At 38.4% G+C, this 26489-nt stretch carries 16 protein-coding genes; 9 read left to right on the top strand and 7 right to left on the bottom strand.

Features of this window, described 5'->3' with window-relative positions:
- Positions 1 to 50 precede the first annotated feature (50 nt).
- The 7 genes from M4I44_RS16035 to M4I44_RS16005 all read left to right on the top strand — a co-directional run bounded on the left by M4I44_RS16035 (position 51) and on the right by M4I44_RS16005 (position 15320).
- On the top strand, positions 51 to 3182 hold the full coding sequence (locus tag M4I44_RS16035; RefSeq protein ID WP_249965350.1) for a TonB-dependent receptor: 3132 nt from the start codon (positions 51 to 53) through the stop codon (positions 3180 to 3182).
- A gap of 24 nt (positions 3183 to 3206) precedes the next feature.
- A complete protein-coding gene (locus M4I44_RS16030) occupies positions 3207 to 4706 on the top strand; it encodes a RagB/SusD family nutrient uptake outer membrane protein (RefSeq protein WP_249965349.1) in 1500 nt (499 codons plus the stop codon).
- Positions 4707 to 4892: 186 nt separating this feature from the next.
- Positions 4893 to 6899, top strand: coding sequence for a trehalase family glycosidase (locus M4I44_RS16025; RefSeq protein WP_249965348.1), 2007 nt, complete (start codon positions 4893 to 4895; stop codon positions 6897 to 6899).
- 220 nt (positions 6900 to 7119) lie between these two features.
- Entirely contained in the window at positions 7120 to 9255 is a 2136-nt protein-coding gene (locus M4I44_RS16020; RefSeq protein ID WP_249965347.1) for a beta-galactosidase, read from the top strand.
- A gap of 133 nt (positions 9256 to 9388) precedes the next feature.
- Positions 9389 to 11686: an aminotransferase class III-fold pyridoxal phosphate-dependent enzyme gene (locus M4I44_RS16015; protein ID WP_249965346.1), complete on the top strand. Its 2298-nt coding sequence runs from the start codon at positions 9389 to 9391 to the stop codon at positions 11684 to 11686.
- Between the two features lie 143 nt (positions 11687 to 11829).
- Positions 11830 to 14781 (top strand): FAD-binding and (Fe-S)-binding domain-containing protein, encoded by a 2952-nt coding sequence (locus tag M4I44_RS16010; protein WP_249965345.1) that lies wholly within the window; start codon positions 11830 to 11832, stop codon positions 14779 to 14781.
- A gap of 290 nt (positions 14782 to 15071) precedes the next feature.
- Positions 15072 to 15320: a hypothetical protein gene (locus M4I44_RS16005; RefSeq protein WP_017497164.1), complete on the top strand. Its 249-nt coding sequence runs from the start codon at positions 15072 to 15074 to the stop codon at positions 15318 to 15320.
- Between the two features lie 209 nt (positions 15321 to 15529).
- Here the strand turns inward: M4I44_RS16005 and M4I44_RS16000 are convergent, their stop codons facing one another.
- The 4 genes from M4I44_RS16000 to M4I44_RS15985 all read right to left on the bottom strand — a co-directional run bounded on the left by M4I44_RS16000 (position 15530) and on the right by M4I44_RS15985 (position 21939).
- The gene (locus M4I44_RS16000; RefSeq protein WP_249965344.1) at positions 15530 to 17026 is read right to left on the bottom strand and encodes a TolC family protein; all 1497 of its coding nucleotides are present in this window, start codon (positions 17024 to 17026) and stop codon (positions 15530 to 15532) included.
- Between the two features lie 8 nt (positions 17027 to 17034).
- Complete coding sequence (locus M4I44_RS15995; RefSeq protein WP_026110058.1) at positions 17035 to 20148, bottom strand: efflux RND transporter permease subunit; 3114 nt, start codon at positions 20146 to 20148, stop codon at positions 17035 to 17037.
- Between the two features lie 32 nt (positions 20149 to 20180).
- Positions 20181 to 21281 (bottom strand): efflux RND transporter periplasmic adaptor subunit, encoded by a 1101-nt coding sequence (locus M4I44_RS15990; RefSeq protein WP_070908160.1) that lies wholly within the window; start codon positions 21279 to 21281, stop codon positions 20181 to 20183.
- A 223-nt stretch (positions 21282 to 21504) separates the two neighbouring features.
- On the bottom strand, positions 21505 to 21939 hold the full coding sequence (locus tag M4I44_RS15985) for a hypothetical protein (protein ID WP_249965343.1): 435 nt from the start codon (positions 21937 to 21939) through the stop codon (positions 21505 to 21507).
- Between the two features lie 173 nt (positions 21940 to 22112).
- On the opposite strand from M4I44_RS15985, the gene M4I44_RS15980 reads away from it, so the two are divergent.
- On the top strand, positions 22113 to 22964 hold the full coding sequence (locus M4I44_RS15980) for an AraC family transcriptional regulator (protein WP_249965342.1): 852 nt from the start codon (positions 22113 to 22115) through the stop codon (positions 22962 to 22964).
- An 86-nt stretch (positions 22965 to 23050) separates the two neighbouring features.
- The gene (locus tag M4I44_RS15975; protein ID WP_249965341.1) at positions 23051 to 23614 is read left to right on the top strand and encodes a DUF417 family protein; all 564 of its coding nucleotides are present in this window, start codon (positions 23051 to 23053) and stop codon (positions 23612 to 23614) included.
- A gap of 87 nt (positions 23615 to 23701) precedes the next feature.
- Here the strand turns inward: M4I44_RS15975 and M4I44_RS15970 are convergent, their stop codons facing one another.
- From M4I44_RS15970 to M4I44_RS15960, 3 genes are all read right to left on the bottom strand, one after another.
- Positions 23702 to 24733: a hypothetical protein gene (locus M4I44_RS15970; RefSeq protein WP_249965340.1), complete on the bottom strand. Its 1032-nt coding sequence runs from the start codon at positions 24731 to 24733 to the stop codon at positions 23702 to 23704.
- 246 nt (positions 24734 to 24979) lie between these two features.
- Complete coding sequence (locus M4I44_RS15965) at positions 24980 to 25651, bottom strand: hypothetical protein (RefSeq protein WP_017497173.1); 672 nt, start codon at positions 25649 to 25651, stop codon at positions 24980 to 24982.
- A 79-nt stretch (positions 25652 to 25730) separates the two neighbouring features.
- Positions 25731 to 26477: a DUF5018 domain-containing protein gene (locus M4I44_RS15960; RefSeq protein WP_249965339.1), complete on the bottom strand. Its 747-nt coding sequence runs from the start codon at positions 26475 to 26477 to the stop codon at positions 25731 to 25733.
- Between the last annotated feature and the right edge of the window lie 12 nt (positions 26478 to 26489).

Here is a 26489-nt window from a genome sequence, read left to right as displayed (position 1 = left end):
AAAAAAAACTAAAAAAAGCGAAATTTTAATTAACCAAAACCATTACCAAAATGAAAAAACTACTCATTAGGAAGTTCTATTTTCTTCCTTTATTGTTATGCTTGTGGTTGCCAAACATCAATTTTGCGCAAGCAAATCAAGCACAAAAGACCATTTCCGGAAAAGTTACTGATGACAAGAACAATACGCTGCCGGGTGTGAGTATTTCTATTAAAGACTCTAAATACAATGCTGCAACAGATATTGACGGAAATTATACTTTGGTATATTCATCAAGTCTTGTGAATCCGGTTATTGTTTTCTCTTATATGGGATTTATAGAGAAAAGTGAGGCCGTAAACAATCGTGGTGAACTTAATATTACCATGCAGGAAGAAACCAATAAACTGAATGAAGTAGTCGTTATTGGTTATGGTTCTCAGAAGAAAAGCAACGTTACGGGAGCTATTTCTACTGTTAAAAAAGAAAGTTTAGAAACCAGAGCGACAACAAGCCCTTCTGAAGCACTTCAGGGTTTAGTAGCGGGGGTAAACGTGCAGAAAAGCGGTGGTGTGGCAGGTGCCTCTGTGAGCGTAAAAATCCGTGGGGTAAATACCTTTGGAGCTACAGAACCACTTTATATTATTGACGGATTCCAGGGAGATATTAATACGATAAATCCAACCAATATCGAATCGATGGAGGTATTGAAAGATGGTGCTGCGGCTGCTATTTACGGATCTGTTGCTGCAAATGGTGTGATTATCGTAACCACTAAAAATGGACAAAAAGAAGGTGTAAAAATAGATTTCAGCTCTTTTTTAAGTATCACCAATCCATCGAAAACATTAGATTTATTGGATGCTGACGGATATCGCACAGTTCATAAAAGAATGTATGATGAGTATAACAAGTATGCAACTTCACCAAAAGCGCTTCCGGCTTATATAACGGCTCCGTCTGATGTTAATACAGACTGGCAGGATGAAGTTTTTCGTTCCGGATTTACACAAAACTACGGTTTGGGAGTTCAGGGAAGACAAGGTGATTTTAAATTTGCTTTATACGGAAACTTTGTAAAGCAAAAAGGAATTATTATCGACAATCAATTTGGTTCTCAAACAGGAAGTGCAAGGGTAAGTTTCAAAAAATCTATTTTTGATATTGATGGAAAAATGGCTTATATCGGAACCCAAAATGCATTGCCTAACTTTCAGTTGAAAGAAGTTTATACAATGTCTCCGTTAGTTCCGGTTTATGACGATAATGAGCAATACGGTTATGGATTGACTAACAAAAATGGTTTGCCGGCCGGAACGAACCCGGTTGCCGAAGAGCATTTTAGAAAAAGTAATAATGTAGGGCAGGATATTACAGCTAATATTGCTGCAACGGCTAATATTGCACCTTGGTTCAAATATAAATTGGCCTATTCTTATCGTGTGAAAAATAACCAGCAAACTGCTCATTTTCCTCCATTTATTGCTAATCCAAAAGAGGTACATCTTTATCCCTTGCAATCGGAGTTGAGAACAACCTGGAACGAGCAGATATTAGATAACATTATTACTATCGATAAAACTTTCGGAAAACATGTTTTTGGTTTAATGCTGGGGAATACTTTTAACAGTCAGGCATCCAACTGGAATCAGGTAAGTGTTGAAGGAAAAACAACTGATTATACTGTAGAAAATGGACAGTTGGTTTCGATTGACCGTCCGTCAGGATTTCTTGATCCGGGTTTTGAAACTATCGGAGCCGGAAGAGGAGGGACTTACACTGCAGACGGTTCAAAGTTTCAATACAATCGTGTTTCTTTCTTCGGAAGGTTAAACTATTCTTATAATGATCGTTATTTATTGCAAATGACCGTTAGAAGAGACGGTTCTTCTAAGTTTGGTGCAGACAGCCGTTGGGGAACTTTCCCATCTATCGCCTTAGGATGGAAAATCGAGCAGGAAGATTTTTTCCCGAAAGATATTTTTATCTCTACTTTAAAACTACGTGCGAGCTGGGGACAATTGGGTAACGAAGCTGCTTTAGGATACTATTCTGCTAATACTTTAATTAACACAGGAAATTCTTTAGGTTCAGGTTATGTACAGGGAGTTGGAAGTAATCCCTGGCCGGGAAGTATTGCGCTAGCATTAGAAAATAGAAATTTACAGTGGGAAACTACAGATTCTAAAAACATTGGTATTGATTATACTCTTTTGAAAGGAAAAATCAGCGGTTCGATGAACTACTATCACAATGTGACGGACAATTTATTAATTACAAAAAAACTGGCTCCATCTGCCGGAGTGGATGATCCGATTCTTAACGTAGGTAAGATTAGCAACAGCGGTTTTGAATTTGAAGTAAATTACCGTGATCAGGTTGGTGAATTTAAATACAATGCTGGTTTAAATTTTACAACTCTTAAAAATAAAGTAGTAGCCTTAGCAAACGAGGGGCAAACTATTTATGGAGAAGGATTAAAATTCAATGCCGAACATTTTCCAACTCAGGCACGTGTAGGAAGTCCAATTAGTGGATTCTACCTGTACAAAACAGATGGTATTTTTCAATCGGTTGAAGAGGTAAATGCTCACAATAAAAATGGCGTTTTATTACAGCCAAATGCAAAACCGGGTGATATTCGTTTTAAAGATATAAACGGAGACGGAGTTATTGACGATAGTGATAAAGCTTATTCAGGAACAGGATTGCCAAAAGTAGAAGTGAATCTTACTTTGGGAGCCAGCTACAAAGGATTTGATTTTTCAGCATTGATTGGAAGCGGCTGGGGGAATAAATTGTACAACGGAAACCGTTATTTTTATGAGTCTATGAGTTCAGGAACTAATATGCTGGCTTCTACATTAAACTCATGGACACCGGATAACCGTAGTGATATCCCAAGAGCTGTATTACAGGATCCTAACGGAAACAGCCGTGAGTCTGATCGTTTTCTGGAAAGTGGAAATTTTATAAGAATGCGTCAATTGCAGTTTGGATATACAATACCAAGCAAAATGTTAGGCAAAGCAAAAATAGACAAGCTTAGAATTTATATCAGTGCAGAGAATTTATTTACGATCACCAATTATTCAGGTATTGATCCTGAGTTCTCACGTAGTTCTGTACTTAATACCGGTATTGATCGTTTTGTGTATCCGTTTACAAGATCGTTTGTGTCGGGTATTCAGTATATATTTTAATTCTATTTTATAAAAGACATCATCATGAAAAAGATATTTTTATTATTTTCCACTATAGGTTTGCTGACTATAACAAGCTGTAGTGATTATCTGGAGCAGCAATCTCCGGACCAATTGACCTCAGAGAATTTCTGGAGAAATAAGGCCGATGCCGAATCTGCTTTGGCGGCAACTTACGGACAGCTTGAATGCGCTACCAACGAATGGTCTTTTGCCGAAGTAAAATGGCCGGTAGAAGCCTATCGTGAAGACATCAACGAATTAGGAAGCGATGCTTTGAACTACCAAAACTGGGTGGAACTTTCGACTTTTACTTATACGAACGGGAATAGTCAGTTTACCAGTTATTGGAAAATTAATTACAGAGGGATCAGTAATGCCAATCAGGTGATTGATAAATTACCAAAGGTTCCGGCTTCTGCTATAACAGATGCTGACCGTAAACAAATTGAGGCGGAAGCTCGTTTCTTACGTGCTTATTACCACATGAAATTGCTTTTGAACTGGGATAAAATTTATGTTAGAGATAAATACGTAACCAAAGAAAGCGATTTAAATGTTCCGTTATCGACAAGACCGGAGGCCTGGGATTTTATCACAAAAGAATTTAAAGCGGTGGCAGACATACTTCCTGCGAAGCAAACTTCTGATAAAACAGGACGTGCAACAAGCGGAGCAGCCAACAGCTACCTTGGATTTGCATATTTAACCAGAGCTTATGAAGAAACAGCTCAAAAGCAAGCTTTTTTAAACGAAGCGCTTACTGCATTGAATAAAGTTCAGGGGTATGAGTTAGTGAAGGATTATGTATCGATGTTTGACGGTACCACAAAAAATACCAAAGAGTCTATTTTTGAATTGCAATTTTCTGAAACTACGGCTAATGGTGCTTTCTACCGTAATGCTCTTCATTATTGGATGGCAGCGGGAGAACTTGGCGGCTGGGATGAAATTTTGCCAAGCCCTATGTTGGTAAACGAATTCAAAAAAGAAGGAAAAATTGCGACGACAGGAAATTATGATACGCGTTTTTACAGTACTATTTTCTTTAAAGATCCTTATTTTAATGATGCCAATAATCCTTTGGTATTAGGCACTACTTATGATGAAAAGTTTGAAGGGAAGGACAAACCGGTATACCGCAGATACATTCCAAGTACTCAGGACAAAATGAATCAGGAGTTTACGGCAATCAACATTCCTTTGATGCGATATGCGAATGTACTGTTGATGCAGGCTGAGGCACTGAATGAGTTAGGGCGTACCGGAGAAGCTATTCCGTATATCAATAAAGTTCGTGAAAGAGCTGATATGCCAGCCATGACCGGAACAACTGCAGCAGCTGTTAAAGCTCAGATTGAACACGAAAGAATCATAGAGTTCCCGTTAGAAAACTACCGTTTTTATGATTTACGTCGTTGGGGAAAAACGAAAGCAGCACTTGATGCAGTAGGACGTAGCGGTTTTGATGCCTCAAAAAACAATTTTTACCCAATTCCATTAACGGAATTACAAACAAATTAATTCGATGAATTGATTTTAATACCGATATAATATGAAAATATTGGATTAAAATAGAAATGAAATTGATATAACTTTAAAAAGAATAGCCTAATTTTCGGGCTATTCTTTTTATCTGATAAGTAAGGCAGCGATTGTTTGTGCTGATTTCATTTTATCAATTCTAACACATCATAAAAACAAAATAACATGAGAAAAAAGGAAATACTTTTTATTCTTGCGTCCTTTTTTATAGTTCAATCAGGCTGGTCTCAAAAGAAATATCCCAATTTAGAAGCGGCCCGAAATAGCATAAACTATAAAGGGAACCCTCTAAATGCGACAGATCGAAAATCACTGGCGTTTTCAGATAAAGGGGCTTGGTTTGGATTTGGATTTTTAGAACCATCAGTCGTGCAGGCCGGATTTTCTGGGCCTTTTTTAATGACAGAACAAAATGGTGTCTGGTTAAGTCCTTCGTTTGTTTCTTTAGAGCTTACGGATGAAAACAAAAAAGAAGCTATTCAATGGAAAAATACGCTGGTGAACCAGAACAGCTACAACAGTCATTTGGAACAGTCCTTTAAAAACGAAAAGTTAACGGTAAAACAGCAGTTGGTTTATTTGTCCGGTCATTCGGCTTTACAAAAAACAAGCATTACCAACACATCAGGAAAAACAGTAACCCTTTTTCCGTCCTACCACTCAACACTTTTTTTAAATGATTTGAAGCTTTCAAAAGAAGGCAAAACTTTAAAAATTGTTTCGACTAAAAGCACAGCAACAGGGTACATTCAGTTTTTGAATAGCACTCCTGAAATTGAAATTACGAATCAGGGGTACAAAGCTCAGACAGAGAAACTGGTTCTAAAACCAAATGAAACTAAGGAAATAGTGGTTTCTCAAACCTTCATTTTTTCTCAGTATTCCTGGAAAACCGAAAATGAAAACATTGCTAAAACAGCATTCAATACCTTACTAAACAACACACAAAAAGAAAAAGAAAATCAACTGGTGCAGTTAATTGCCAGGAAGAAAAATATTTACAAAGAGGCAGTTTACTCTAATTTGATTGCTAAACTGCTATTGACTTTACAAAACAATACCCGAATTGCTGCTGAAGGTTTGAAACACGGTGGACTTTTCCCGAGCTACAATTACGAATGGTTTCATGGTTTTTGGGCGTGGGACAGCTGGAAACACGCCGTTGCGGTTGCCAATTACAATTCAGAACTGGCAAAAGATCAGATGCGTGCTTTGTTTGATTATCAGGAGCCAAACGGGTTTATTCCGGATTGTATTTACAGAAACAATCTTCTCGAAGAAAACAATTACCGAAATACTAAAGCGCCGCTTGCAGCCTGGGCCATCTGGAAAATTTATGAAAAATCAAAAGACGTTAATTTCATAAAAGAGTTTTATCCGAAGCTAAAATTATATCACAATTGGTGGTACAAAGAACGCGATCACGATCAGGATGGTTTGTGTGAATTTGGTTCTACAGACGGAACTGTGATTGCAGCAAAATGGGAGAGTGGAATGGATAATGCCGTTCGTTTTGACGACAGTAAAATTCTGAAAAATGGAGAAAAAGCCTTTTCGTTAGATCAGGAAAGTGTAGATTTAAATTCCTTTTTATATGCCGAGAAAAATTATTTGCAGAAGATGGCAGAAGTTTTAAAACTAACTGAAGAATCGAAAAAATGGAAGGGAGAAAGTACTGCTTTGAAAGTTAAAATTCAAAATCAGTTTTGGGATGCTGCTACAGGTTGGTTTTACGATACAACTATCGATGGTAAAACCTTGATAAAAGCAATGGGGTGTGAAGGGTATTTGCCTGTTTGGGCAGAAGTCGCTACCGCTGAGCAAGCGCAGTTAGCCAAACAAAACATGCTTGATACGGCCAGTTTGAACACTTTTGTTCCTTTACCGACACTGGCAGCCAATCATCCAAAGTTCAAACCGGACAATGGGTATTGGAGAGGACCAGTCTGGCTTGATCAAAGTTATTTTGGTATAAACGGATTGGAAAAGTACGGCTATGTGAAAGAAGCAAACGAACTGGCTCATAAATTAATTTACAATGCCGAAGGAGTTTTAGACAAAGGAACTTCTATCAGAGAAAACTACCAGCCCATTACCGGAAGAGGACTAGAAGCTTACAATTTTAGCTGGTCGGCTTCCCATTATTTAATGTTGCTTTTAGAAGATAAGTAGTATATAAGTTGTTATAATATTTTAATACATAGGAGCATAGATTATAAATGTTATAAAAAGACGTTTCACTTATTTTTAATGCACATAAGTTATGTGAGAGAAACGTGTTTCTTTTTTAAGAATATGACTTATGTTTCTATGTGTTTCATAAAAATTTACAATTTGCATCCGACAGCTTAAAATAACTATCTAAATTTGATTAACACCAATAGTACAAATTATGTTCAACCACAACAGATCACTTACCAAAATAGTTGCAACGGCTTTGCTTATTGCGGGCTGTAATACAACAACCATTTTTTCTCAAAGTAAAAAAACGACAGCGACAGAAAAGAAAGATCCACAGCGTTTTTTCTCAAAACCAGATTTGATGCAGATCGGTGTTTATTATTATCCGGAACAATGGCCTAGAGAGCAATGGGAACGCGATTTAAAAAACATCAAAAAACTGGGATTTGAGTTTACACATTTTGCCGAATTTGCCTGGACGTATATGGAACCGGAAGAAGGGAAGTATGACTTTAAATGGCTGGATGACGCTTTGGCAATCGCCGAAAAAGAAGGTTTAAAAGTGATTCTTTGCACCCCAACACCAACTCCGCCGGCATGGATGGGGGAAAAGTACCCTGAAATTTATCTGGTAGATGCAAGCGGACGCCGTAGAGAGCATGGAAACAGAGCCAATCAATCGGTTTCAAATGAAAAGTACAGAGGCTTTGTCGAAAAGATAGTGACTGAACTTGGGAAAAGATACGGAAAGAATAAAAACATTATGGGCTGGCAAGTGGATAACGAGCCGGGAGCTCCGGATGATTTTAGTCCATCTGCACAAAAAGGATTTCAAAAATGGTTAAAGGCAAAATACGGTACAATCGAAAAATTGAATGCCGAGTGGCTGGGAAGTTTTTGGAGTATTCGCTATAACAACTTCGAACAGATTGCCATTCCAAATGCTGAGATTTATTTTGAAGACAAATTGAGTCCGCATGCCATATTAGATTTTAAAAGATTTACGGCAGATTCACAAGCCGAATATTTGAATTTACAGGCAGAAACACTTCGAAAATATGTTGATCCAAAGCAATGGATTACGACCAATTATACGAATGTAGTTTATGGTGCAGACCCAAGAAGAACCGATAAGATGGATTTTGCCACCTACACTATGTATCCGGTGAGTGGGAGAAATCAGTTAGGAGGTCAGAACTTTAGAATGGGACATCCAAATAAAATATCCGAAGCCAATGATTATTACAGATCGATTAATGGAGTTACCGGAGTTATGGAAATGCAGCCCGGGCAAGTGAACTGGGCGAGTATTAATCCGCAATTGCTTCCGGGAACCGTTCATATGTGGATTTCACAAGCTTTTGGAGGAGGCTGCTCTTTCACCTGCACTTATCGATACAGACATCCACTGGGAAGCAGTGAAATGTATCACGACGGAATCGTAGGTACGGATGGCGTAACCTTGACTACGGGAGGAAAAGAGTTTGTACAGTCAATCGAAGATATGAAACTGCTTCGAAAAGAGTACAATCCGAAAGCGGTACTTCCTGCTGATCTTGCCAAAAGAAAAACAGGATTTTTATGGAGTCATGAAAATCTGTGGGATTTGGAGAACCAAAAACAAACGGAGTTCTGGAGTACGTGGAGACATCGAAATACCTATACTTCAGCAGTAAAATCGACTGGTGCACCAATGGATTTTATTACAGAAGAAGATGATTTTTCGGCTTATCCGTTTATAGTAGCACCGGCTTACCAGCTGATCGATCAGAAATTGGTAGACAAATGGACGAAATATGTAGAAAATGGTGGTAACCTGATTTTGTCCTGCCGTACCGGTCAGAAAGATAAAAACGGGCATTTCTTTGAGGCCAAATGGAGTGCGCCAATCGTTCCGTTAATTGGTGCTGATGTTGACTTTTTTGACATGCTTGTGGCGGATGTAAACGGAACGATAAGTTCCGGAAACAATACTTATAAATGGAATACCTGGGCAGATGTTTTAAGTCCGAAACCAGGAACAGAAGTTTTAGCAACCTATGCCGATCAGTTTTATAAAGGAAAAGCGGCAGCAATTACCAGAAAACTAGGAAAAGGAACGGTTACCTACATAGCAGCAGAAAGTAAAGACGGTGATCTGGAAAGACAAGTAGTGAGATCGGTTTACGAACGTTCCAAAGTTGCTATCGAAGATTTGCCAAAAGGGGTTTTTGTAGAATGGAGAGACGGGTTTTACACAGGAGTAAATTATACCAATGAGCCGATACAGTTGGCAATTCCTCAGGGGAGTAAAATATTGGTCGGACAAAATCCTTTACAACCGGCTCAGGCGATTATTTGGAAATAAAGTAAAAGTCTGCCACTAATTCACGAATTTTTTAAGTGGCTTGCGTACAGTAGTTCGTGAATTACTTCGTCCGTTCGTTATCGCTCGGGGTCGCGACTAAAAAATAAAATAAAAACAATTTAATATAGTATCAATGATTTTTTCAGAAGCAGCTATTCAGGATTTAGTAAAAGAACATTACGGATTAACCGTTACCGTAAAAGCATTAAATGGATATGACGAACTGAACTTTCTTTTATCAAATGAGAAGAATGAAAAGTACATTCTAAAAGTTTCAAACGAAAGTCACCCTTTTCCTTTTTTAGAAGCGCAGATTAATATCATTCAGCATCTAAAAAAGAGCCCTGTTTCAAGTTGTTTTCAGCATTTCAGTATCAATAAATATGGAGAAGAACTGACTAAAATTGTCGGTAATTCTCAAACGTACTATATCAGAATACTGAACTTTTTGGAAGGTGTTTTTTGGGTGGATGAAAAAGCTAAAACAAAAGAATTACAATATGACCTGGGGAGCTTTTTAGGAAAGATGGATCATGCTTTACAGGATTTCTCACATCCTGCCATGCATCGCAATTATACTTGGGACATCAGTCGTGCGAGTGAAGCAGCGGACAATTTAAAATATATTCTAAATCACGAAAAAAGGCGTATTGCGGGCTATTTCCTCTTGCAGTTTGATACGGAAGTCTTGCCTCAATTGCATCGCTTGCGTCATGCTTATGTACATAACGATGCCAATGATTATAATGTATTAGTACAGGACAATCGTGTTAGCGGTTTAATCGATTTTGGCGATATGGTTTATACCGCTTTAATCAACAATTTAGCGATAGCCTGTACGTATGCCATGCTGGATGAAGAAGATCCGCTGGCCGTTGCAGCATTGATTGTTGAAGGGTACCATAAATCGTATGCTTTAACCGGGCAGGAATTGGATGTATTGTATTATCTGATTGCCGGAAGACTTTGTATCAGTGTAACACAATCCGCTTATAATGCCTCATTAGACAGCAACAACGAACACCATTTTATAACCGAAAAACCGGCGTGGAATTTATTGTTTAAACTGATTCAGATTAATCCAATCAAAGCGCAGGATGCTTTTAGAAAAGCCTGTGGTTTTGAAGGAGTAATTACTACTGACGATTACAGTGATTTATTGGAAGTTCGAAAAAAGAAAATAGGACGTAATTTAAGCATTGGTTATCAGGATAAGTTAAAAATTGTAAAAGGTGCTTTGCAATATTTATACGATGATAAGGGAAGAACCTTTGTAGATTGTGTCAATAACCCTTCGCATGTGGGACATTGTCATCCGGTCGTGGTTCGAAAAATGCAGAAACAGATTGCCACTTTAAATACCAATACCCGATATTTAAATGACGCTATAACAGCTTATGCCGAAAAACTTACTGCAACCTTACCTTCAAAGCTGAGTGTTTGTTACTTTGTTAACTCGGGGAGTGAGGCCAATGATCTGGCGATTCGAATGAGCCGTCATTTTACCAAACAAAAAGATATTATTGTATTAGATCATGCCTACCACGGAACTTCTACCGTTGCAATGGAAATGAGTCCGTATAAATTTGACAGTAAAGGTGGATTTGGTCAAATGCCGTGGATACACAAAGCGATTAATCCTGATTTGTATCGCGGCCCGTATAAATATGGTGATACCAATGCGGGAGAAAAATATGCTGCCGATGTGCAAAGAATAATAGAGGACTTGAAAGAAGAGAGCAAAGCTCCTGCGGTATTCATCTGTGAAACCTTATTGGGAGTAGGAGGTCAGATTCCGTTACCGGAAAATTATTTAAAAACAGCGTATGATTATGTCAGAGCTGCCGGAGGAGTTTGTATTGCTGATGAAGTTCAGGTTGGATTTGGACGAATCGGAGACCACTTTTGGGGCTTCGAATTACAAAATGTAGTTCCGGATATCGTGGTATTAGGAAAACCAATTGGTAACGGACATCCTCTGGCTGCGGTGATTGTAACGGAAGAAATTGCGGATGCCTTCAACAACGGAATGGAGTATTTTAACACCTTTGGCGGTAATCCCGTATCGATGACTACTGGTTTGGCCGTATTGGATGTGATTCAGGAAGAAGAAATGCAACAGCATGCTCTGGAAACCGGAAATCATTTAATGGATGGTCTTAGGAAATTAATGGCCAAATATCCAATTATTAGTGATGTTCGCGGACATGGTCTGTTTATTGGTGCCGAAATGGTAAAAGACAGATCAACCATGGAACCTGCTGTTCCCGAAATAGATATTGTAGTAGAAAAAATGAAAGCCCATGGCTACTTATTAAGCACAGATGGTCCATTGCACAATGTTTTGAAAATAAAACCTCCTATGACATTCAACAAACAAAACGCTGATGAAATGGTGCGATTATTAGATATTGCTTTAAGTGAATTATAGATAACGATTACACACAATATTGTCATTTCGAGGAACGAGAAATCACACTAGAAACCCGACAAAGAAGTTTCCATTCTGAACGGGATTCTGCTTGTGATTTCTCGTTCCTCGAAATGACACTTTACTTAATATAAAGTATTAAAATGAATAACCATACTATTCTTTCTGAGGCTACCATTCCTCTTGAAAGTCTCGAAAAACAATTAGAAGGTAAATTATTCTATGATCATACCATGCGCTTGCTTTATGCAACTGATGCAAGTGCCTATAAAGAAATGCCGCTCGCAGTTGCTATTCCAAAAACAAAAGAAGATATTCAGAAGATCATTGCTTTTGCGAGAGAGTATAAAAGCAGTGTAATTCCGCGTGCTGCCGGAACATCGTTGGCGGGACAGGTTGTGGGGAACGGAATCATAGTAGATATTTCGCAGGAGTTTACCAAAATTATATCGGTCGATGAGATCGCTAAAACGGCATGGGTCGAGCCCGGAGTTATACGTGATGAACTGAACCTTCATTTGAAACCTTATAAGTTGTTTTTCGGACCTGAAACTTCGACGAGCAATCGCTGTATGATTGGCGGAATGGTGGGTAACAATGCCTGCGGTGCAAGATCCGTTATTTATGGATCGACCCGCGAACACGTGCTTGAAATCAAAGGCTTTTTGGCCGATGGTCACGAAGTGACATTTGGCGCGTTAACCAATGCTGAATTTGAAGATAAATGTAACGGAATTAACGTCGTAAGTCCGTTGGAACAGGCCATTTATGTTCAGGTCAAAGAAATACTATCGTCAGCATCAAACCAAATTTTGTTTGAAGATCACTTTCCTAAAAAATCAATTCCAAGAAGAAACACCGGTTACGCTTTAGATTTACTGGCCGATACAATGCCTTTTAAAGATTCAAAAGAGCAATTCAATTTCTGTAAATTAATAGCAGGATCAGAAGGAACTTTGTTTTTTTCGACTGCTATAAAATTGAATTTGGTCGACGCGTTAAAACCTTATTCTGCATTGGTGTGCATTCATTTTGAAAGCATTAATGAATCACTTAAAGCCAATATTGAGGCTTTAAAATTTCAACCGGATAGCGTGGAGTTAATCGATCATTATATTCTGGAATGTACAAAAGAAAATATTGAGCAAAGCAAGAATCGTTTTTTTGTAAAGGGAGATCCTCAGGCAATTTTAGCCGTTGAATTTTTAAGAGATTCTCCTGAAGAAATTGACGCCATTGCCAAAGAAATGGAAGCTTTGCTTCGTTCTAAAAATTTAGGGTATCATTTCCCAATTGTTTATGGTGAGGATACTAATAAAGTGTGGGCTTTGCGTAAAGCAGGACTGGGTTTGCTGTCTAATATTCCCGGTGATGCCAAAGCGGTTGCCGTAATTGAAGATACAGCAGTAGATGTAAACGATTTACCGGATTTTATAGAAGATTTTAATGCGATCTTAAAAAAGCGAAATCTAAATTGTGTGCACTATGCGCATGCGGCAACAGGAGAATTGCATCTTCGTCCGATTATTGATTTAAAAACGGAAGAAGGGACGGTGCTTTTCAGAACTATTGCGACAGACATTGCGTATTTAGTTAAAAAATACAAAGGCTCTTTAAGCGGTGAACATGGAGATGGAAGGCTTAGAGGGGAATTTATTCCGCTGATGTTAGGCGAGGAAATCTATCAATTGTTTGTTCAGATTAAGGAAACCTGGGATCCTTGGGGTGTTTTCAATCCCGGTAAAATTGTGAATACACCACCGATGGACACCAGTCTGAGATATACTGCCGGACAGGATACCCCGATGCCGGAATCCTATTTTGATTTTTCGGAACACAATGGAATTTTGCGTGCTGCTGAGATGTGTAACGGATCCGGAGATTGCCGAAAAACTGAGAAAAGCGGTGGTACCATGTGTCCGAGTTATATGGCCACACGGGACGAAAAACATACCACGCGCGCCAGAGCAAACATGCTGAGAGAGACGATAACCAACTCTACCCAGGCTAATAAGTTTGATGATGACAATCTTGTTGACGTTTTGGATTTGTGTTTGAGCTGTAAAGGCTGTAAATCAGAATGTCCTTCGAATGTGGATATGGCCAAATTAAAGGCTGAAACGTTACAACAATATCACGATAAAAATGGAGTGAAATTTCGTTCCAGACTTATCGGGAATACTCCCAAAATAAACAAATGGTTTGCCACGATTCCGTGGATGTATAATTTATCCACAAAAGGAGCTTTGGGGAATGTGGTTAAAAAAACAACAGGATTTGCTACAGAAAGAAAATTGCCCTTGATGCATAAAATTACTTTCGCCAAGTGGATGAAAACGTATCGTCAAAAAGGGGATTTTAGTAACGGAAAAGTATATCTGTACAATGATGAATTTTTAAATTATTATGATGTCGAAATAGGGCAGACCGCGGTACAATTACTGAATCGTTTGGGGTATCAGGTCGAAATTCCAAAAATTGGGATTAGCGGCAGAACCTATCTTTCGAAAGGAATGCTGAAAGAGGCCCGTGAAATTGCCGAACAAAACATTAGAGATTTTGAGCAGGCGATTCCACAGGATGGTATTCTGATCGGAATTGAACCCTCGGCTATCTTAACTTTTCGGGATGAGTATCCCGATTTATGCCGAGGAGAATTAAAAGCGAAAGCAAAAAACTATGCTGCAAAAGCTTTCCTGATCGAGGAATTTTTGGCAAAAGAACTGGAGGAAGGCAGAATTTCTTCAAGTAATTTTACCGATAGGCAGGAACGTGTACGCATGCACGGACATTGTTTTCAAAAAGCCTTATCGTCATTGGTGCCTCTTAAAAAAATACTGGCTTTGCCCGAGAATTATACGGTTTTAAACATTCCGAGTGGTTGCTGTGGTATGGCTGGGTCTTTTGGCTATGAAAAAGAACATTATGAGTTGTCGATGAAAATTGGCGAGTTGGTTTTGTTTCCAACCATTCGTTCTGAAGAAGAAGCCACTCTAATCTCTGCCTCAGGTACCAGCTGCAGGCATCAGATTACTGATGGTACGGGTAGAAAAGCACAACATCCGGTTGAGATCTTGTATAAAGCGTTAAAATAGGCTGTAATGGACCTTTTTTGAGTTTTTAAATAATTCTAAAATGTAGAAAAATAGATTTTATTACTGAAATTAAGGCGGTTAACTTTCAAAAAAACAAAAAGTGTAGTAGAAATAGTTTTCGACGAACGATTTTTTTATCTCCGGTAATCAGGACTGTGGCAACTTGTTAATCAATTGTTTATAGTTTGTTGATAAATAATAGCTTAAGTTTATTTTTTTAACAAGCATTCAAAAGAATAATATTTAAATTTGAGTAGAGGTTAAAGGTTTGTCATTTTAAAACATCTATTATGGAAAAAGCTATAAAACTAAAAGTTCGCAAGGAATTAGATGGTCGCCAACAGTTGAACATTATAAAACTTAAAGGAAGTTTAATTTCTAAAGGGTATACAGAAATCATACATATTCTGGATCAGGATGATGAATTTCATATTAACTCTTTTGAAACACGATCTGAAAGTACCAACGAAGTTCAGGAGTTTATTACAGCTTTTATACACAGAGAAAACCTAACAGATACAATCTCGTTTTACAAATAATACTTTTACAGTAAACGATAAATAATGCATAAAAAACAAGAACCCCGTTTCGGTATAGAAACGGGGTTCTTTGTTTTAGAAAAGCTTGTCCAAAGTCTAAGTTCTAAGTTTCAAGTTTCAAGTTGAAACCTGCAACCTGCAACCTGCAACCTGCAACTTGAAACTTGGAACTTGAAACTTGGAACTTGAAACTTGAAAAAGGATGTTTATCACATCCCACCTCCTAAAGCTTTGTAAAGTAAGATCTGTGCATTTGCATTTTTCAACTGAATCTCTACAAAATCAAGTTCGGCCTGTAATTTGTTTTTTTGTGCATTGATGATTTCAAGGTAATTGGCGTAACCGCTCAGATACAAATCATTGGAAACATTTACAGCAATTTCAAGATGTTCAATCTCTTTAGATTTGTATTTCAGCACATTTTCAAAAGCTTCAGTTCGGTGCAGTAAAGCACTTAGTTCGTTATAAGCGGTTGTAATAGTGTTTTGATATTGTAGAAAAGAAATTTCCTGTCTTCGGTTGGCAGTAAAAAATTCCTGTTTGATTTGTCCTTTATTGAATATCGGAGCAGTGATTCCGCCTAATAATTGCCAGGCAAACGAACCGCTGTCAAAAAAAGTACTCAAAGAAAAAGAGTTCATTCCTACATATCCGCCTAAATTTAGAGTTGGAAAGAAGGCTGCACGAGCCGCTTTAGCATCTGCATTTGTAGCCCTCAATTCAAAGTAAGCTTCCGATACGTCGGGTCTTTTGTGTATGATTGTGTCTACACTTATTTTTTGATTTAAGACTTTAAGATAACCCGATGAAAAATCAGTGTTTCTTTCGATTTTTCCGCCGTATTCTCCAAGCATCGTAAGTAGCGCCTTTTCTGCCTGATCGATTTTAAGATTTAATTGTTCTGCCTCTGCCAATATATTGTTGTTTTGCGCATTGAATTGTTGTACAGCAAGTTCTGTTGCTTTTCCAACAGATCGCTGTGCCGAAACGATATGCAATGCATGCTGTTGTGTATCAAGGTTTCGCTTGTAAATTAGTGCTTGTTTGTCTAAGGCTACTAATTCGTAGTACAGCTCTGCAATATCGCCTAATAATTTAGTCTTCAGCAATCGCATTCCTTGTTGAGAGGCAAAATATCGGTCACGTGCCGCTTTCTTCCTATTGCTTAGTTTTCCCCATATATCAGCTTCCCAGGATACTTTTCCTCCCAGGAAAAAGTTAGGAGTAGTAGCCGTTGCAATTCGTTGTCTGTCGGATATGTTTTGAGACAAATTAGTATCAAAGTTACCAACGCCCTCCATGGTATATTTTCCATAACGAGTTCCCGAAGCATCGGCCTGAAAATCCAATGAAGGCAATAAAGCCAGTTTAGCTGCTTTCAGATGCGAGTTGGCTATTAGAATACGCTGTTCCATGATTAAATAATCCGGATTCTGAGCCATCGCTTTGTCTAATAATTGTTCTAATTTTTCATCCTTAAAATAAGTGGCTGTTTGCAGCGGAACAAAAGTAGTTCCGCTGTCAGCAGCTTTTTTTGAAGTAACATCGAAATTTTTGGGCAGTGTTTTAGCAGTCAGATTATCATTAACTTTTGGAGCAGAACAAGCTGTCAATAACAGAATTCCGGCCACCAGTAAGAGTGAAAATGACTTAAACTTATAGTTTTGATCAGTAACTGCTTTATATTGATTTATTGATTTTTTCATTATTGTATTTATTTTTTCAGTGCTTTTTCAAATTTGGCAAACAGTATATAAAGACCCGGTATGATAACAAGTCCAAACACCGTTCCGATGAACATTCCTCCGGCGGCTGCGGTACCAATCGATCGGTTACCAACGGCTCCCGCACCCGAGGCGATACATAAAGGAATCAGTCCTGAAATAAAAGCAAAAGAAGTCATTAAAATAGGTCGGAAACGCAGTCGGGCTCCTTCGATGGCAGCCTCGGTAATATCCCGTCCAATTTTGTTCTGCGCCATTGCAAACTCTACAATCAGAATGGCATTTTTGGCGAGTAATCCGATCAGCATGACGAGTGCTACCTGAGCATAAATGTTATTGTCGAGTCCAACCATTAAAAGCGCGAGATACGATCCAAACACCCCTACAGGCAAACTTAAAAGTACCGGAAACGGAAGCAGTAAACTTTCGTATTGGGCAGCAAGAAGCAAGTAGACAAACAGTATGCATAAAGCAAAAATGTAAATTGTCTGATTCCCGGACAGGATTTCTTCACGTGTCATACCCGACCATTCCAGTTCAAACCTGCTCGGAAGTTTTTCGGCAGCGATTTTCTCTACAGCGGCAATTGCCTCACCGGAACTGTATCCATCAGCAGGTTCTCCGTTGATCATAGCCGACATGTACATGTTGTATCGGGTTAAAACTTCGGGACCGTACACACGTTCCAGTTTGATGAAAGTGGAGAACGGGACCATTTCGCCGGCATCATTCTTAAGGTACATATCCAGAATACTTTCGGGATTCTTTCTAAATTGAGGACTGGCCTGAACCATTACTTTATACATTTGTGAGAAACGAATAAAATTAGTCGCATAAAAAGAACCCAGCATCGTTTGCAGAGTCGACATGGCATTGTCTACCGAAACTCCTTTTTTTGCAGCCTGATCGTAATCAATATGAATTAAATACTGTGGGAAAGTAGCATCAAAACTTGTAAAAGAGTTTTGTATTTCAGGCGAAGCATTTAGTTCCTTGATGAAATTTTTGGTTACGGCATCGGTATTAGTAATCGTTCCCCCCGATTTGTCGAGCAAGCGAAGTTCAAACCCGCTAGTATTTCCAAAACCGGGCACTGTTGGCGGTGCAAAAATCTCAATCTGAGCATCAGAAATGTTCTTTGTTTTCTCTCCCAGTTTGGTGATGAATTCGTTTACCGAGATATCACGATCGTTCCAGTCTTTCAAATTGATCATTCCCATTCCGTAAGAAGCTCCTGCAATTTCGGTTACAATACTGTATCCGGCAAGAGTGGTCACGTTGTCGACACCTTTAATTTCTTTGGCTAATCGGGTAACCTCATCCAGTACTTTTTCAGTACGTTCTACGGTGGCGCCCTGAGGTGTAGTCACACTTACATAAACCATTCCTTGATCTTCAGAAGGAATAAAACCACCCGGAACAAATTTGCTGGTTCCCCAGGTAAGCAGACAGAATAAAACCAATAATCCAGCCGTAACGGTAGTACGGTCTGCAAATTTGGCCAGTATTCTGATATAACCTGCGGTTACATTATCAAACCATTTATTAAAACCGTCGAAGAAACGATTCAGTAAAGAAGTCTTCTTCTCGTCCGGATTATGAGGTTTAAGCAAAATAGCACAGAGCGCAGGAGTTAAAGTAAGTGCATTGATTCCTGAGATTACAATACTAATCGCCATGGTTAAAGAGAACTGTCTGTAGAAAACTCCAACTGGACCGCTAAGAAAGGCAACAGGAATAAACACGGCACTCATTACTATGGTTATGGCAATAACAGCTCCCGTAATTTCTTTCATGGCACTTATTGTTGCCGGAAGTGGAGCCATATGTTCTTCGGAAATTTTAACATGGACGGCTTCGACTACTACAATGGCGTTGTCGACCACAATTCCGATCGATAGTACTAAAGCAAATAAGGTTAGCAGGTTGATCGAAAAGCCCATCATCGACATGAAAGCAAACGAACCAATAAGCGCTACTGGTACGGCTAAAACCGGTATTAAAGTAGAACGCCAGTCCTGAAGGAATATAAAAACCACAAAGGCTACCAAGATAAAGGCTTCGACGAGTGTTTTTAAAACCTCATCGATCGATGCGTCCAGAAAGCGCGATACATCGTAAGCAATATTGTAATCCATTCCGGGAGGGAACGAAGTCTTTTGAAGTTCGGCCATCTTTTCTTTTACGCTGGCAATTACTTCAGAAGCATTTGAACCCGGACGTTGTTTTAGCATGATAGAAGCCGAAGGTTTACCATCGGTTTTAGAAACCATTCCGTAACTCATCGATCCAAATTCGATCTTAGAGATATCCTTTAATTTTAGGATGGTTCCATCTGAATTAGCACGAATCGGAATTTCTTCATACTGTTTGGGTTCGTAGAATTTCCCTCCGTATTTGATCACATATTGTAGCTGATTGTCCAATTGTCCGGAACCTTCACCTACTTTTCCGGGTGCAGCAGAGATGTTTTGTTTTTGAAGAGAAGCAATTACCTCATTTGCCGATATAGCATAAGAGAGCATTTTTTGAGGATCAAGCCATACGCGCATTGAGTATTCTTTTTGTCCCATAATTTCGGCCCTTCCAACACCGTCAATACGTTTCAGTTCTTGTAGAATGTTGATATCGGTGAAGTTAAAGATAAATTGCTCGTCCTGAGTTTTATCCGTACTCGTAATATTCAGATACATCAGCATACTGTTCACCTCTTTCTCAGTTGTTACTCCGGCGCGAATTACCTCTTCAGGTAACTCATCGAGTATGGTGGTCACACGGTTTTGAACGTTTACGGCTGCCAAATCAGGATCGGTTCCTACTTCAAAAAAGACTTGTATCAGCGTCAGACCGTCGTTTGAAGTGACCGTTGACATATAGGTCATACCGGGAACACCATTAATAGCGCGTTCCAAGGGCAGTGCGACGGCATTGGCCGAAACTTCGGCATTTGCTCCTGTATATTTAGCCGTTACCGTTACAGATGGCGGAACAATATCAGGAAATTGTGTAATAGGCAACTGAAACAAGGCCAGTATACCAAGGAGCACTATCATAACCGAAATGATTAACGATAGTATTTTTCGTTTGATAAATAACTCTATCATTTTATATTTTTTTGATACTAATTAATAAGGGACTATAAGCTTGCGTTTTGGATGTTAATTTTGTCACCGTCTCGCAGTGATTGAGTTCCTTCTTGTACAATCAGGTCATCGCTTTTTAATCCTTTGTTGAGGATAAACACATCGTCAAGCGTACTTCCAATACTAATGTTGGTCATTTTTACAATTCCTTCTTTGTTCACGAGAAATACAAACTGTTTGTCCTGAATCGAAAAAACAGCTTTCTGTGGAATTAGAATCACATTCTTTTTAGGTTCTGATATAATTAGTTTTCCCGATGTTCCGTGTTTGATAAAACCTTGCGGATTATGAAATTTTGCTTTGTACTGAATAGAACCTGTTTGTCGGTCAATTTCACCGTCGGCAGTTCTTAATTCGCCTTTTTGGTTGTAAACAACTCCATTTGGTAATTCTAATTTAATGTCGCCGCCTGGTTTGTTCAGACTTTTGTCGGTCATCATTTGAAAATAGATGTTTTCAGGGATCGAGAAGTAAGCGTAGATATCATCGAGTTGAGAAACCGTTGTCAGTAGAGAGCCATTCTCTACAAGACTGCCTTCTTTGAACGGGATACGATCGATAGTTCCGTCAAAAGGAGCTCTGATAGTGGTGAAACTAATCTGCTGATTAATTGCTTTACGTTCGGCAACTGCATGGGCAACTTTGGCAGAAGCGGCTTCATATTTGGCTTTAGAAAGTTCCAGTTCTTTATCGGCGATTACTTTCTTGTTAAACAGGGTTTGTGCCTGCTCAAGCTCGACTGTGGCAATTCTAAGGTCTGCCATGGTACTTTTGTAGACGGCCTGAGCTTTTAGTAATTGTATTTGCAGCTCGACATCACTAATTTTAAAGAGCAGTTGTCCTTTATGTACCTTTTGTCCTTCGCTCACATAAACCTTATCCAGTAATCCGGGAATGCGAACGTGTATTTCTACATTGTTTTTGGCGTGCACATCAGCCACAAAACGGTTAGAAACGATCGTGTCCTGCAAGGTGACTTTGTAGACAGGCAGTGTCTTGATTTTCGAAGTCTCTTTTTTGGTTTTATCTCCACAAGAGCTCAGAAATAAAACAGATAAAACAATTAACAAGAATTGATTTTTTGTAGTGTTCATAATGAATTTTTAAATAGGGGTATATAAATGAAGGTGCTCCCCAACATTGATTTGCAGGGAGTCGTGAATAATTTAAATGTTAAATAAGGGATATTGTAACGACTACTGCTTTTAGAGGGCAGTAACGTTTGGATAAAATATTTTTATATCACAAGCTGTCCTTTACAATAAAACACAGAAAGTGCATTGCTAAGAGGAATATAAAAATGAAACGGATTATGACCTAGAATAATTGGTAAAGGTGCAGATGGGTATGACGCTGAATCTGGTAGACAGTGGCCATACCATAAATTAAGCGATTTTTGAAAATTCTGAATGGTACTAATTTGGTATAGTACGGTGTTTTTAAAGTACTGCTGTCTGAAGTTGTAGCACGGTGTTTGATTTTCTTTTTGACAATGAAATGAATGTCAAGATCTTTGGGACTAACCAAAGCGGAAGACGAAAATTGAGGTACTTCTGAAGCAGTGAAGTTCTCCTGAAGCTGACAAATCGTAAGTTCAGCAGTATGTTTACCAGATTCTCCTCCACTTAAAAAAGGGAGTAAGAGCAGCAAAATAATACCTATGAACTTTAATGGTTTCATGTATGCAGTAGAGAATTGTAGCTTGTCGTCTGTAAAGACAACTTCTATTTGATATGGGCCAAATATAGGCATTTGCAAAATAAAGGATTCTTAAAATTTTAAGAAAATATTAAAAATTGAGGATAGGATAACATTCCGGAAAGACACCATTCATTTTTAGGATGGTTTTACAGAGGCTTGATGTTATAAAAACAGAATTCATTCTTAATTTTGTAAAAAGAGAAAGAAGCACTAAAATTATTGAAATGAATAAAGTATTCTCCCAACAGGGAACATTTTTATTAGGAACAGATCGATCAGAACATTTTGTTTTGAATAAACCTGTTCAGTTTAGCGAGTATACTGTTTTATTCGTTAGTGAAGGCGAGGGAATTTTTCATGCTGATTTTGCCTCTTTTCATTTTAGAGGACCGGTTCTTTTGTTCTCAACACCTCAACAATCTATTTATATAAAAGAAAATAAACCTCTTAAATATAGTGTTTTACAATTTCATGGCGACTTCTATTGCATTGAGTATCATAGAAATGAAGTCGCTTGTAATGGCTTACTTTTCAATAATATTTATTTAGAGCCTTCTATACCATTAACTTTTGACCAGCATCAATTATATGCACAATTAATGGATCAGATTTCGGATGAACTAAAGCAGGAAACTCCTTCCGAGATTGTATTGAGAGCTTATATTCAGTTGTTCTTAGCCAAATCGAGCAGTATCAAAATGAACAGTATCGAGAAGAAGGAACTTCAAAAAGATGAAAAAATGGATCAGTTTAGGCTACTTTTGGAGGAGCATTTTCTGACCCTTCACAAACCAAGTGATTATGCGTCCTTATTAGCGATGACTTCTAATAATTTTACCAAGCAATGCAGAAAACGCTTCCATAAAACTCCAACGCAATTGATTCAGGAACGACAAATTCTTGAAGCTAAGAAACACCTGCACCTGACCAGAATGAGTATTAAAGAAATTGCTTTTGCTTTGAAATTTAAGGACGAATACTATTTTAGCAGGGTCTTTAAAAAAAGGACAAATATTTCTCCGCAAACCTTTCGAAAAACAACCGGAATCTCAATTGTGGCAGATTTGTCTAGTTAATATCCTTTTTCGTCCATTCTTTGCCAAACCTTCGAAAGGTAGTTTTGCTGTGTTATTTAAAAACAAATAATTTAAAAACTATAGCAATGAAAAATACCATTTTGAATACAATTGCAAATTTAGATCAGTTAGGGAAAAAAGCAGTACGTGCCGGAATCGTAATTGTTTTTTTATGGATTGGCGGACTTAAGTTCTTTACCTACGAAGCAGACGGAATCGTACCTTTTGTAGCTAACAGTCCTTTTATGTCTTTCTTTTACAATCAGCCCTCTGAGTACAAGGAATTTGTCAATAAAGAAGGGGAGCTGGTTACCGAAAACCACGAATGGCAGATCGCCAACAATACGTATGGGTTTGCCAATGGACTTGGAATTTTGTTAATCGGAATAGGGATTCTGGTAGGTATACATCAATGGGCACCTTTGGCAAGTCTGATCGGAAGTATATTGGTTTTTATACTGACTATAGGGACATTATCTTTTTTAGTAACTACCCCAGAAAGCTGGGTGCCGCATTTAACGGATGAACAATATGGCTTTCCTTATTTGTCAGGCAGAGGGCGTCTGGTTCTAAAAGACATTGTGATTTTGGGAGCTTCCTTAATTACGATGAGCGAATCGGCTGCATTGTATCTCAAGAGACCGTCTTAAAAAACTAAATCACAGTAATATCAGAAAAGCCTTTAGCGCTCAGGGCAGCTAAAGGCTTTTGCATTTTCAATTATTAAAGCTTTAAAACTATTGCACAGTTACGCCATAACTTAGATTTGAGGTTGCAGCACCTCTTTTAAATCTCATTCTGTTGTATGCTCCAACAGGAACTCCGGCCGGAATTTTCAGTACGGCTTTATAAGAAGTAAGACTTACAATTTCTAAAGGATAGGTGACAGCAGTGTTACTGGTATTGTAAATTTCTACTGCAGTAAGTTCATTTAATAAACCGCCTCGTACTTCAAGAGTTTCTCCTGAACGTTTCGTAGTTGGAAAACCAAATCTCTCTGTTTTGAAATAGTCAGGTTCCGTTACCTCAATTTTAAATCTGTTTTCTACACTGGCATTCTGAAGGGTGTAAGCTCCATTTTTAATACGAAGATCATATAATCCCAGCGGCATATTTTCCGGAAGAAAGTAATATACTCCATATTCAAGAAAAGGTGCCGCAGTTTCGCCATTGCCTAAGTACACGATTTCTGCTGTGTATTCTGTTTTTTGATCGGCAGCAGATACAAAGTAAACTCTGGTATCTTTAAGGCTCATCCATAAATCATTGATGATCGCCGGATCGCTTGTACCACGATTGGTCATTTTTGCCATAAAACCTTTGGCTAACGGTTCTTCCTGAGTTGAAGTCCATGTTCGCGGTTCCTTTTGTCTGAAATCTATTTTTAGGGTATATTTTTTTGTAGTACCTGCTTTTGATGTAACGGTATAAACGGTACCGTCTTTAAAAGCTACCTCTGCACCAGATGCCGGAGAGATAGTAGCCTCGGTACCCAGAATGATTTCCGGTTTAACCGTTTCAGGAAGTGTTATGTGGTTGCTCCAGGTAATTACTATATTTTCCTCAGTCAGAGCTGCACTAATCGCATTATTTTCAGTATCCTTGATGGTAAAAGATTCAATATGGGTGTAACCCGGAACTTTAATAACATCGGCCGGAATAGTATTTACCTTGTCGATATACTCCGTTTCGCACGAAACACATGCCAATGCCATAAAAAGCAGGGCTATTTGATATAAAAAGACAGGATTATGTATTCTTTTAGTCATGATTGTGTTGTCTATGTAATTTTTACTTGATTTTATTTATTAGTTTTGCTACTTATTGAATAAGCGGGCTATTATTTTTTAAAATGCCTGTTTTACAATGCTTACGGTAATTTTACAGAGCCGTTTGTGGTCATGGGGGAATGATTTAGGGAATAGGGTATTTTGCAGTCGATCGCCGGTCAGCATTTGCTGCAGTTACTTTTATCTATTTCGTGCTCCCATGTTCTTTTTTTACGCTGTTGTTAATTATTTTACTTGAGTCCAGTTATAGTTTACAGTACTGTTTGAAGATCCTGGAGTAATGCTGGTTACCTTAACCAGGTAAGCTTCTAATGCTGATGCAGGACTCGTAACTGATTGTGAATTTGTACCAGAATTAGTTCTCCAGATTACAATAGCTTTTGCAGGAGTCATAACATGTGTAAGGATGTTGTAAGAGTAGTATCCTAAGCCATAATTTGCTCCGGATATAGTTCCGTTGTATCCTAAAACATTGTACGGATCTGCCGGTGAAGTACCTACGTTACCAGATGCGTTTTTAACTACAATAGCAGAGTTCCAGCTATCCCAGTCATCACAAGTCTGATTTAAGTTAACAGTACCCACATACCATTTACCGGCATTACCTACCGGACGGATTGAACCTCCGTAAATACCTTCCCATTGAACGTTAACACCTCCAATTGCAGCCGCAACAGGAGTCCAGTTCGTATAGGTAGAAGATGGTGCAGCAGTTCTGTTTACTGTAACAGAGGTAGAAGTAACTGTACAAAGAGCTAAAGCAGATTTCTTAGTTAAATTTGATCCTTGCGATTGTTCTTTTGCTACCGCTTGTGTTTCGGCATTTTGTTCGTCAGTACTACAAGATGTAAATGAAATAGCAGCCACTGCTAAAATTGATAGAATTATTTTTTTCATAATGATTTATATTTGATAGATTAATTGGCTTCTTTCATTACCCTCGCAGTGTAAACAGGCATTTTTTATTTTCTTAAATTTAATTGGTGATCCTGAACGGATATTTCATGGTAGCTGACAGATTGTAACTTTCCATCATTAACCAGTAATCGGTATCCGGTTGAAGAGGTATAGTTGTATTGGCAGCATCTGCAAAAACATACATGACATAAAAACTTCCAATATCAAGACCTTCATTGTATTGTTTCATTTGCCATTTCTTGTTGCCTTGCGCATCTACCACAAACACTTTTGTCACCTCATAAGACGGCAGGAAGTTTTGTCCTTTTACCGTAAGCGGACTATCGGTACTAATCGAGAAAGTTTCTGTTGGACTTGACACTTCATTTACGACTAATTTAGGCTGTTGTATGACAACGTTCACCGTGTAAACCGCAGTTGTTCCGTCTGCCGCTTTTGTGGTATAGGTTACCGGAGTTTTGCTAAAAACAGGTATCAGTTCTTTTGCGGCAGGAGAAATAGTGGTATTTGCCGGTAATGTTATGGCAGCTTCAAGATATTGATACTCATAATAGGAAGGCAGGTAAACTGTAATGGTCTTCTTCAGATTATTTACAGCACTATGGATGGCCTGAGTGGTGCCCGGATTGGTTACACGAAAAGATACAATTCTTTTAGCATCCAGACCGGTAACTATTTCTGTAATCGGTGCTTCTTTTACATCTGTCCATCTTTCTTCCTCACTGCTGCATCCTGTTAGCAGAGTAAGTAAGGTAAAAGCTGAAGAAACTAAGGTTGTTTTTAATGGGGTAATTTTACTATTCATGTGAATTAAATT

This window comes from Flavobacterium sp. B183 (assembly GCF_023539155.1).
GTDB classification, from domain to species: domain Bacteria; phylum Bacteroidota; class Bacteroidia; order Flavobacteriales; family Flavobacteriaceae; genus Flavobacterium; species Flavobacterium tructae.
Note: the sequence above shows the minus strand (reverse complement) of the source record. Positions and strands in the feature narration are given on the sequence as shown.